The sequence below is a fragment of the Streptomyces sp. AB3(2024) genome (assembly GCF_041862025.1).
Taxonomy (GTDB): Bacteria; Actinomycetota; Actinomycetes; order Streptomycetales; family Streptomycetaceae; genus Streptomyces.
In genome coordinates this window covers 21588-30951 of the sequence record NZ_JBGWAB010000103.1, presented here as the reverse complement: position 1 = coordinate 30951, position 9364 = coordinate 21588, and the positions used below count along the sequence as shown (strand labels likewise).

The following is a 9364-nucleotide window of genomic DNA, read 5'->3' as shown; positions in this document are numbered from 1 at the left end:
GACCACCCCACCCGCTGCCCTCGTGCCCCTCCAGGCTCGGGTCCTCGCCCAGAGCAGCGATCCCGAAAGCAAGATCGAGACAACGTGTTAATGATCTGCAAGCCCTTAGGCACCAGCGGCGTCCGGCTTGTGAGCACCGGCAAGTCGATCATCGTTGGCCTCTACGGTGAGGGCCAGCGGGCCGGAGATGCCACCTCGGCGGTGGAAAAGGTGGCGGACAGCTTGATCGAGAACAACTGCTAGACGGGCAGGGCAGAAGCACCGGTACGTCGCCGAACGCGACCCCGCTGCACGCCGCCGACGGAGATCCGACCGAATCAGGGCTTCAAGATCATCCCGTTGGGGCGCATATCTCGGGCGCATCCCTCCTTGACTCGCGTCGGCCACGCACGGGCAGTGGCACTGGCGCATCCTGGCGGACCTCGTCGACGTCGGCGGCCAACTGCCCGACTTCCCCGTCCATAGGTGAACAGTTTCAGGTCGCTATGCCCATTCCAAGCCAATTACCCGCACTGGGACAGCCTGGTGCCTCTGGGACATGCAACGCTCTGACCAGGTAAGCAGCACGTTGACCAACGAGGGGCATCGGCATGGCAGACGAACAAGGCGGCATCCAGGTATCGGAATCGGTCACCATCCCGGCCGCCGAGGTCAAGCCCGATGACCTCGGAACGCTCAGCCTCCGGTACGTAGAGGGTGTCGCTCAGCTCGTCCTCAGCGGCGGGAGCGTCATGCCGGCGGGGCTGACGGTCGTGGACGGATCGGGAAACGCTGTCGCGGTGTATGCGGCAAGCACAGCCCCAGCGGGCGTGACGGTCGGGGCCCGCGCCGGGGCGAATATCGCGGGCTTCCTGAAGGTGGCCGACAACGTCATCGAGCAGGGGTGCGACTAACCCCCTATCCACACTGCGCCCTACCGCCTTCCGCAAGGTCGGCCGCGTCATCCGCACCGTCCACCTCCTGCACTACTCCCGACGACTGCGTCGCCGGAAAGCCTGGCCCCGCCTGCAAGAGGCAGGGGGGGCAGGGCGCGTCGGCTCAGGCCGTCGTTTGGGCGGGGGCTGTTGCCGCTTCAGCCTGCGGGGTGCGCGGGCCGGGCACCGTCGCCCGGAGGGACAGGTCCAGATCCAGGCGGCTGTTCACGTCCAGCTCGAACCGGCCGTACGGATTCACGTGCGTCCAGAACAGCGGCGACAGCGCCCGCCGGTCCGCGTCGGTCAGCTTGTCCGCCCACGTCGGGTCGGCCAGGACTTCCTGCATCAGCAGCGTGTTGACGTGCACCAATGCTGATTGGACCAGGTGCAGCGCGAGCATGCTGACCTCCTGGGACTCTTTGTCGGCCCCGGCCAGGTCGCCGTCCTTGCCGTAGAAGAGGTCCTTGTTCGCGGAGTTCCAGTTCTCCACGACCTGGAGCCCTTCGTGGATCTCCTGGCGCATTTCGACGTCGGCGAGGTAGTCGCACACGAACGCCGTGCGCACCGCCCGTCCGAGTTCCTCGATCGCCTGGTACGTGGGGTGCTTGGGGCCGCCCCGGGTGAAGCGGCGCAGGACCTGCTCGGCCTCGGCGGTGCCCAGGCGCAGGGCGGTGGTGTACTTCACGATCTGGTCGTACTGCTGGGAGACCAGCTCCCAGTTGATCGTCTTGGTGGACAGCACCGGCGCGAGGTGGGGCCACGTCTCGTCCTGACCGGCCGCCGGCCGGTACAGCTTCGCGGAGCCGATGTTCTTCAACCGGGGCATCAGCTTGAAGTCGAGCATGTGGGCGAAGGCGAAGCCGACGATGGACGCGCCGTGGGTGTCGGTGTACTGCCGGTCCACCTCCATGTCGGTGCAGTGCCGCAGCACGCCCTCGATCATCGAGGCGACCTCGGAGGCCGAACAGCTCTTGAGCTGGGAGTAGATGCACACCGACTTCCGCTCGACGTGCCAGTAGATCATCACGCCGGGGCCGCGGTAGCGCTGGTGCCACTCGGTCATCAGGTTCGAGGACCAGGCGCCGAACTTGCGGCTGTGGGAGGCGCACGCGGTACCGGTGCCCCACCACATCTCGTCCCGGACGGCGAAGGTGGCGTTCACCAGCTTGCGCAGAGCCGCACGCATGTTGGCGCGGTTGACGAACAGGTGCCGCACCCGGCGCAGGGTCGCTTCGGACTCGCCGTGCTTGCCGGTCACTGCGACCCGCTTGATGCCCATGTTCGTGCCCAGCCCGAACAGCACCAGCAGCAGGCGGCGCCGCAGCACGTCCTTGGACAGGTTCTCTCTGGTGGCCACCGAGGTGAACTCGGCGATGAAGCAGGTGTCGAACTCGGCGTACTTCAGGATGTCCAGCAGGTCGATAGTGCCCCAGCGCCGCTCGATCTCTCCCTTGACGGCGACCAGGGACTCCGGCTCCTCCTGCTTCGCCCGGGGGAGACCCTGATCCACGGCTCGCCGTGCTTCTTGACGATCGCCACCCCGCCCGTCGTGCCCTCCGCCAACGCGCGGTCGAAGCGGTCCAGCGAGGTGCGGAGCTTGCCTTGCAGGGCGGCGATGAACTCCTTGGCGTCCTGCGGCTGGCCCAGCGCGGCGTAGTGCACGTCCCAGTTGTCCTCGAAGTCCGCGGGAAGGTCGTCCTCCGGGTTGCGCCACCGGTTCGCCCCCACCACCCAGATCTCCCGCCGGCGCACCGCGTCCCGCAGCGCGACCAGCACGCACAGCTCGTACGGGATGCGCTCGACCCGCCCCTTGTCGTCCACCACCGCCGCCCGCCACTGATCCGGCACCACCCCCGCCAACGGCACGCTCTCCGCCGCATCGAAGAACGCCCCCTCCTTCAACGGCTGCTCCAGATAGCGCTGAAGCAAATCGATCGCATCCATCACCGGCCGATAGGCGGTGTTGTTGCACTTCAGCTCCAGCGCGCCCAGCAGCGGCGAGAGCATCCGCCGCCAGTGCGCCGAGTACGACGAACGCAGCACCGTACGGACCCGCGCCTTGTAGCGGGCCTCGTTCGCCGCGGCCTCCGCCGCCAAGGCCTTCAGCGTCTTCTCCCCGCCGACCACCGGGTAGATCACCCGCCGTACTGTGCCGGACGGCTCGGACAACGCCGCCTCCGCGACCCGCAGCAGCATGCCCTCCTTGCCACGGATCTTCTTCAGCTCGGCGTTCAGCTCCTTGTCGACCTTCCGCTCCGCCCGCGTGTTGATCTTCAGTACGAGCTGGATGAACAGGTCCACCAGCGAGTCGGTGATCTCCGTCTGCCGCACATGGCACAACGCGGCCAGCAGCGTCAGCCTCCGGGCAGGCTTCATCCGCTCCAGGTTCGCCGGGTACTCCTTCGACGCCCGCGCCCGCCACGCCTCCGCCAGCAGGCTCTCCAGGCCAGGCGCCCCCGGGTCGGCCTTCAGCTCGGCGAAGTGCGACCGCCCGCCGCCCGCCACCGAGCCCTCACCGCCCGCTTCCCCGGCCACCTCGTCCTCGCTGCCGGCGACCAGGTCCTCCAGGCGCGAGCGGGTCGCGTGCGAGAGCCGCTCCACCCTGCTGCGGCAGAACTCGGCCTCGAAGTCCTTGACCGCCTTGCCCACCAGCCGCCCGACCTGCCCCGGGGCCGGCGGCTCGACGTGGTCATTACGACACCGGGCCACCACCGCCGCCGCCAGCCGATCACGCGACAACTCCACCGGACACAGCTCAGCAGCCAGCCACTCGGCCAGCCGCTCCTGATCCTCCTCGGTGTTCGCCCGAAACCCGTACGCGGCCCGGATCTCCTTGCGGTGCCGCTTGATCCGGTCGCCCTGCCAGTCGTAGTCCGCCCACGCCCCGGCGGGAACCTTCACCTGCTGGGCCACGTAGTCCACCGCCGCCGCGGGCACCTCTTTGGCGGACTCCGGAAACCGGGCCTCCACCTCGAAATACTTGAGCAACAACGCGAAGCCCAGCCGGGTCGCCCCGGACTTGTTCCGCAGCCTCTTCATGTCGTCTTCGAGCAGCGTCCAGACCTCGATCAGGTCTTCCGGCTCCCAGTCCTGCTGCATCCTGCCCGCCCCTTCCCCATCACTCGTTCAGCTCAACGAGACGGCCAGGGGCGGGAAACGAAGCAAAGGCGGTCACACAGCGCTACACGCCACCTGGCCGTAGCTATACGAGAACAGGGCCGAGAACATGGCAACCCTGCGCAACCTGGCGATCAACACCGTCCGCACAGCCGGGCACCAAAACGTCGCCGCCGGCCTCCGACACGCCTCCTACGAACCGTTCACCCGCCCACTTGACCTCCTGGGCATCGCCTGACCAGCCCACTCACAAGATCATCAGACTTTGCAATGCCCCTGATACGTCGGGGCCGGCCGGGCCAGGCGCTCAGCCGGGGAGGGTAAGGCGAAAGTCGGTGTGTCCCGGGCTACTGGTGACGGTTGCGGTTCCGCCATGGGCGGTGATGACGGCGTGGACGATGGCGAGACCGAGACCGGTGCTTCCCGTGCTGCGAGAGCGCGCGTGGTCGGCACGGACGAAGCGTCCGAAGACTTCGGACTGGAGGCCTTCGGGGATGCCTGGTCCGTTGTCGCTCACGCTGACGGATACGCCGGTCCGACCGGTGGCGAGGGTGATGGTCACTTCGGTGCCGGGTGGGGTGTGGGTGCGGGCGTTGGCGAGGAGGTTGGCGACGGCCTGCTGGAGGCGGTGGGCGTCGCCGGTGACGGTGACGGGTTCTTCGGGGAGGTCGAGGAGCCAGCGGTGGTCAGGGCCCGCAGCGCGTGCGTCGTCCGTCGCGTTCAGGATCAACAAGGTCAGGTCGACCGGCTCGTGTTCGAGGGGGCGGCCGGCGTCGAGGCGGGCGAGGAGGAGCAGGTCGTCGACGAGGCGGGTCATGCGCTGGGACTCGCCGTCGATGCGTTCCAGGGCGTGGCGGACGTCGGCGGGTACGGGGCCACGGTGACGCAGGGCGAGTTCGGCGTGGCCGCGGATGTTCGCGACGGGAGTGCGCAGTTCGTGACTGGCGTCGGCGGCGAAGTGTCGGAGCCGTTCCTCGCTTGCGTGGCGGCGTACGAGGGCGTCCTCGACGTGGCCGAGCATGTGATTGAGGGCGGTGCCGACCTGGCCGACCTCGGTGTCGGCGTCGGTATCGGGGAGCGGACCGGGCATCGCGACCTCGCCGCTGGCCAGGGGCAGCCCGGCGACTTCCGCGGCCCGGGCGGTGACCTGCCGGAGGGGGCGCAGGGAGATCCGTACCCACAGGGCTCCGGCCGTGCCGGTGGCCACCAGGGCAGCGCCGAACAGGACGGCTTCGACCGATTCGAGGCGGTGGAGGGTCTCCTCCACCGGGTGCAGCGGCAGGCCGGTGATCAGGATGTCCTGGTCGTCACCCTCGACGGCCGTGACACGGTACTTGCCCAGAGCGGAGAGACGGATGCTGTGTCCGTGTCCGTCGGCAGGGACCCCGGCCAGGGCGCGCCGGTCCCCGGCGGTCAGCGGGAGGGCGCGATCGTTGGCTTGATCGACGACAGCTGCCTGGGTGACCGCTCCGTTCAGGAGGCGGGCGCCGAAGGTTGCCTCGGCCTGGCCGCGGGTGTCTGGGCGGTTGTCGGCGTCGGGCTTGGCCTCGTGTTCCAGGCTGGCGGCGAAACGGCCTCCGGAGGCGGCGAGCTGTTCATCCAGACGGTTCATGAGGAAGCCGCGCAGGGCGAGGGCGGTGGTGATGCCGACGGCGAGGCAGGCGAGGGCGAGGAGGGTCACGAGCCCGGCGGTGAGCTGGCCGCGCAGGGTGCGGGGGACCGGGGGCCTCACGGCGTGTCCGGCTTGAGGACGTAGCCGACGCCGCGCACGGTGTGGATCATGGGGGTGCGTCCGGCGTCGATCTTCTTGCGCAGGTAGCTGATGTAGAGCTCGACGACGTGGGCGCGACCGCCGAAGTCGTAAGCCCAGACCCGGTCGAGGATCTGGGCCTTGGACAGGACCCGGCGGGGGTTGCGCATGAGGAAGCGCAGGAGTTCGAACTCGGTCCGGGACAGGTCGACGGTGACGCCGCCGCGTCTGACCTCCCGGGCCTCCTCGTCCATGGCGAGGTCCCCGACGGTGAGCACGTTCGTGCCCGGCTCGGCGGTCATGCCGGCGCGCCGGAGCAGGCCGCGCAGCCGGGCCAGGACTTCTTCCAGGCTGTAGGGCTTGGTGACGTAGTCGTCACCGCCCGCGGTGATGCCGGCGATCCGGTCCTCGACGGCGTCGCGGGCGGTCAGGAACAGGATGCAGACGCGGGGCTCCTGACGCCGCAGGCTGCGCAGGACCTGCAGGCCTTCGAGGTCGGGCAGCATCCGATCCAGGACCACCGCGTCGGGCCGGAAGGTGCGGGCTGTCGCGAGCGCGGTCGCGCCGTCGGCGGCGGTGCGCACCTGCCAGCCCTCGCTGGTCATGACTCCGGCCAGTACGTCGGTGACGTCGGGTTCGTCGTCGACGACGAGGATCCGCACGGGCTCTCCGTCGGGGCGGTGCAGGAGCGGGGCGCTGTAAGGCTCGTTCATGGTTCCTCCAGCATCCCCCGGCCCGGGCCGGGGCAGGGTGCGCCGAGTCTTTGAGTTTCCTCTGAATCCGTGCTGAGCGGGTCGGTGGGGTCGTTTCAGAAGGTACTCAAAGGTTGGGCTGTCAGGCTGGCCGCCGATCGTCGGCGCGAGTGCCCACCCGGAGGAACCCATGACCACCGCGTTCACCGGCACCCGTGCGAGCCGCAGGTCCCGCCACGGGCGCCCGTACCACAACGCCGTGCCCTTCCTGGCTCAGCTGGCCATCTGGGCGGGCGGCGCCGGTGTGCTCGTCCTGTGGTGGATCGACACGACCTCGGTCGTCGGCCCCGCGGGCTGGCTCACGGGGGCGGGACGCATCACCGGACTCCTGGCGGGCTACGCCTGCGCGGTCCTGCTGGCCCTCATGGCCCGCGTGCCGCTCCTGGACCACACCGTCGGCACCGACCGGCTCGCCCGCTGGCACGCCTGGGGCGGCCGCTGCACCGTGTCCCTGGCCCTCGCCCACACCCTGCTGATCATCTGGGGATATTCCCTGACCTCGCACGCGAACGTGGTGGGCCAGACCGCCACGCTCGTCCTGCACTACCCCGACCTCCTGAAGGGCACGGCCGGGTTCCTGCTGTTCCTGGCCACCGGAGTCCTCTCGGCCCGCGCGGCCCGCCGCAGGCTGAGTTACGAGACCTGGCACTACCTCCACTTCGCCACCTACCTGGCGGTCTTCCTCACCTTCGGCCACCAGCTCTCCAACGGGGCGGACTTCGTCGGGAACCGCGCCGCGCAGGCGGCCTGGTACGCGCTGTTCCTCGGCGTCGCCGCACTGCTCGCCTGGTACCGGTTCGCCGTTCCCCTGCGGCGCGGACTGCGCCACCGCCTGCGCGTCACAGCGATCCACCCCGAGACACCGGGCGTGGTCTCCGTCCACCTCACGGGGGAGCACCTGGACGAGCTGGGAGGACTGCCGGGCCAGTTCCTGCGGTGGCGCTTCCTGACCCCCGGACTGCGGTGGAGCGCCAATCCCTACTCCCTCTCCGCCCCCGCGCACCCGAACCACCTGCGCATCACGGTCAGGGCCGCCGGCGGCCACAGCGCCGCGCTCGCCCGCCTGGCACCCGGTACCCGGGTGTGGGCGGAGGGACCGTACGGCGGCTTCACCGCGCACCGCCGCACCGCCCCCAAGGTCCTGCTCCTGGCGGGCGGCGTGGGCATCACCCCCCTGCGCACGCTCTTCGAGACACTGCCGGGCCAGGTCACCCTCGTCTACCGGGCCCGCCGCCCGGAAGACCTCGCCCTGCGCGGTGAACTCGACGCGATAGCCGCCCACCGCCGAACCACCGTGCACTACGTCGTCGACGAACCGACCGCATACTCCTCGCCCCTCACCGCCCAGGGCCTGACCACCCTGGTGCCGGACCTGGCCGCGCACGACGTCTATCTCTGCGGCCCGCCCGGCATGACACAGGCCGCGATACAGGCCCTGCGCGAAGCAGGCGTCCCGGCCCGACGCATCCACCACGAGTCGTTCGCATTCTGAGGAGAACCACCATGCGCCGAGCCGTCCTCGCCACCACCGGAATCAGCACCGTCGTCGTCTCGCTGCTCGCCCTCAAGCCCCATCAGCCTCCGGCCCTCGTCGGCGTGCCATCCCGTTCCCCCACCGCCTCCTCGTCACCACGCACCCCCGGGACCTCCGACCCCGGCACGTCCACAGGAACGGGCACATTCACCGGGGATCCCGTCGACACCCGCTACGGAACCGTGCAGGTCGCCGCCAACCTCAGCCAGGGGAAGATCACCTCGATCACCGTCCTCCAAGCCCCCGATCGACGCGGCCGCGACCGGCAGATCTCCTCCTATGCGCTGCCCCGCCTCACCCAGGAAGCGATCGGAGCCCAAAGCGCGCACATCGACGCCGTCTCCGGAGCCAGCTACACCAGCCAGGGCTACATCGAATCCCTGCAGAACGCCCTGGACCAGGCCCATGCCTGACACCGCACGCGGCCTACGCCACGTCGAACACGTCATGGGCACCGTCTTCTCCTTCGACATACGTGACCAACCGACCCCCGCCATCCACCGCGCCCTCACCGAAGCAGTGCGGCAACTCCACGAGATCGACGCCGTGTTCTCCACGTACCGGCCCGACAGCCACATCAGCCGCCTCGACCGCGGCGAGATCCACCTCGCCGACTGCCCACCGGAGGTCCATGAAGTCATGTCCCTCTGCGCCCAGGCCGCCCACGTCACCGACGGCTGGTTCAGCGTCATCCCCGCGGGGGCCCTCGACCCCTCGGGACTCGTCAAGGGCTGGGCCACCGAAGCCGCATCGCGTCTCCTCCACGAAGCCGGCGCGCACCACACCTGCGTCAACGGCGGCGGCGACCTCCAGATCCGCGGCCAGGCAGGCCCCGGCACCCCCTGGCGCATCGGCATCGCCCACCCGCTGCACCCCGGCAGACTGGCCACCGTCATCACCGCCGACGACGACTTGGCCGTCGCCACCTCGGGCACCGCCGAACGCGGTGCCCACATCCTCGACCCGCACACCGGCACCCCGGTCACCGCGTTCGCCTCCCTCACCCTGGTCGGACCCGCACTGACCCTGACCGACACGTACGCCACCGCCGCGTTCGCCCGAGGCGACGGCGCAAGGGACTGGGTGGAAACACTGGACGGCTACGAAGCCCTCGCGGTCCTGCCCGACGGCCAGGAATGGCGCACGCCGGGATTCCGCCGATACGGCTCATGAGACGGGCTCTGAAGCGGCATCCTTGAAGAGCTCATCCGGATGCTCAACAAACAAGGCGCGGCCTCGGCGATACCGTGCAGAACGTGGTGCTGGTCGAGCTCACGGCCGACCGACATGACGGCCT

Annotated in this window: 10 protein-coding genes; 6 read left to right on the top strand and 4 right to left on the bottom strand. The window is 69.6% G+C overall.

The genetic code is table 11. The features are described 5' to 3' along the window. Window positions 1-84 precede the first annotated feature (84 nt). Together ACEPPI_RS30165 and ACEPPI_RS30160 are read left to right on the top strand one after the other, a co-directional pair. Window positions 85-243 carry a profilin gene (locus ACEPPI_RS30165; protein WP_373918443.1) on the top strand — a complete coding sequence of 53 codons (159 nt, stop codon included), beginning with the start codon at window positions 85-87 and terminating at the stop codon, window positions 241-243. Between the two features lie 347 nt (window positions 244-590). Continuing rightward, window positions 591-893, top strand: coding sequence for a hypothetical protein (locus ACEPPI_RS30160; protein WP_373918442.1), 303 nt, complete (start codon window positions 591-593; stop codon window positions 891-893). Window positions 894-1038: 145 nt separating this feature from the next. On the opposite strand, the gene ACEPPI_RS30155 is transcribed toward ACEPPI_RS30160, so the two are convergent. Both ACEPPI_RS30155 and ACEPPI_RS30150 read right to left on the bottom strand, forming a co-directional pair. Next, complete coding sequence (locus tag ACEPPI_RS30155; RefSeq protein WP_373918441.1) at window positions 1039-2424, bottom strand: transposase; 1386 nt, start codon at window positions 2422-2424, stop codon at window positions 1039-1041. Next, the gene (locus tag ACEPPI_RS30150; protein ID WP_373918440.1) at window positions 2316-4013 is read right to left on the bottom strand and encodes a DUF4158 domain-containing protein; all 1698 of its coding nucleotides are present in this window, start codon (window positions 4011-4013) and stop codon (window positions 2316-2318) included. The genes ACEPPI_RS30155 and ACEPPI_RS30150 overlap by 109 nt, the downstream gene beginning before the upstream one ends. 127 nt (window positions 4014-4140) lie before the next feature. Between ACEPPI_RS30150 and ACEPPI_RS30145 the strand changes: the two genes are divergently transcribed. Next, on the top strand, window positions 4141-4269 hold the full coding sequence (locus ACEPPI_RS30145) for a hypothetical protein (RefSeq protein ID WP_373918439.1): 129 nt from the start codon (window positions 4141-4143) through the stop codon (window positions 4267-4269). Window positions 4270-4338: 69 nt separating this feature from the next. Here ACEPPI_RS30145 and ACEPPI_RS30140 read toward each other — a convergent pair whose 3' ends face one another. After that, window positions 4339-5763 carry an ATP-binding protein gene (locus tag ACEPPI_RS30140; RefSeq protein WP_373918438.1) on the bottom strand — a complete coding sequence of 475 codons (1425 nt, stop codon included), beginning with the start codon at window positions 5761-5763 and terminating at the stop codon, window positions 4339-4341. Next, complete coding sequence (locus ACEPPI_RS30135; protein ID WP_373918437.1) at window positions 5760-6494, bottom strand: response regulator transcription factor; 735 nt, start codon at window positions 6492-6494, stop codon at window positions 5760-5762. Before ACEPPI_RS30135 ends, ACEPPI_RS30140 begins: the two co-directional genes overlap by 4 nt. A gap of 169 nt (window positions 6495-6663) precedes the next feature. Between ACEPPI_RS30135 and ACEPPI_RS30130 the strand changes: the two genes are divergently transcribed. Genes ACEPPI_RS30130 through ACEPPI_RS30120 form a run of 3 tightly spaced genes read left to right on the top strand, consistent with a single transcriptional unit; the run spans window position 6664 to window position 9240 of the window. Beyond that, window positions 6664-8025, top strand: a complete 1362-nt coding sequence (locus ACEPPI_RS30130; RefSeq protein WP_373918436.1) for a ferric reductase-like transmembrane domain-containing protein — start codon at window positions 6664-6666, stop codon at window positions 8023-8025. A gap of 11 nt (window positions 8026-8036) precedes the next feature. Continuing rightward, window positions 8037-8480, top strand: coding sequence for an FMN-binding protein (locus tag ACEPPI_RS30125; RefSeq protein WP_373918435.1), 444 nt, complete (start codon window positions 8037-8039; stop codon window positions 8478-8480). Continuing rightward, window positions 8473-9240, top strand: coding sequence for an FAD:protein FMN transferase (locus ACEPPI_RS30120; protein ID WP_373918433.1), 768 nt, complete (start codon window positions 8473-8475; stop codon window positions 9238-9240). The genes ACEPPI_RS30125 and ACEPPI_RS30120 overlap by 8 nt, the downstream gene beginning before the upstream one ends. The last annotated feature ends 124 nt before the right edge of the window (window positions 9241-9364 follow it).

Excerpts from the sequence above, each read along its gene's own strand:
- ACEPPI_RS30135 (WP_373918437.1), bottom strand. The coding sequence starts at position 6,494 with ATGAACGAGCCTTACAGCGCCCCGCTCCTGCACCGCCCCGACGGAGAG.
- ACEPPI_RS30125 (WP_373918435.1), top strand. The coding sequence starts at position 8,037 with ATGCGCCGAGCCGTCCTCGCCACCACCGGAATCAGCACCGTCGTCGTC.
- ACEPPI_RS30120 (WP_373918433.1), top strand. The coding sequence starts at position 8,473 with ATGCCTGACACCGCACGCGGCCTACGCCACGTCGAACACGTCATGGGC.
- ACEPPI_RS30145 (WP_373918439.1), top strand. The coding sequence starts at position 4,141 with ATGGCAACCCTGCGCAACCTGGCGATCAACACCGTCCGCACAGCCGGG.
- ACEPPI_RS30160 (WP_373918442.1), top strand. The coding sequence starts at position 591 with ATGGCAGACGAACAAGGCGGCATCCAGGTATCGGAATCGGTCACCATC.
- ACEPPI_RS30150 (WP_373918440.1), bottom strand. The coding sequence starts at position 4,013 with ATGCAGCAGGACTGGGAGCCGGAAGACCTGATCGAGGTCTGGACGCTG.
- ACEPPI_RS30130 (WP_373918436.1), top strand. The coding sequence starts at position 6,664 with ATGACCACCGCGTTCACCGGCACCCGTGCGAGCCGCAGGTCCCGCCAC.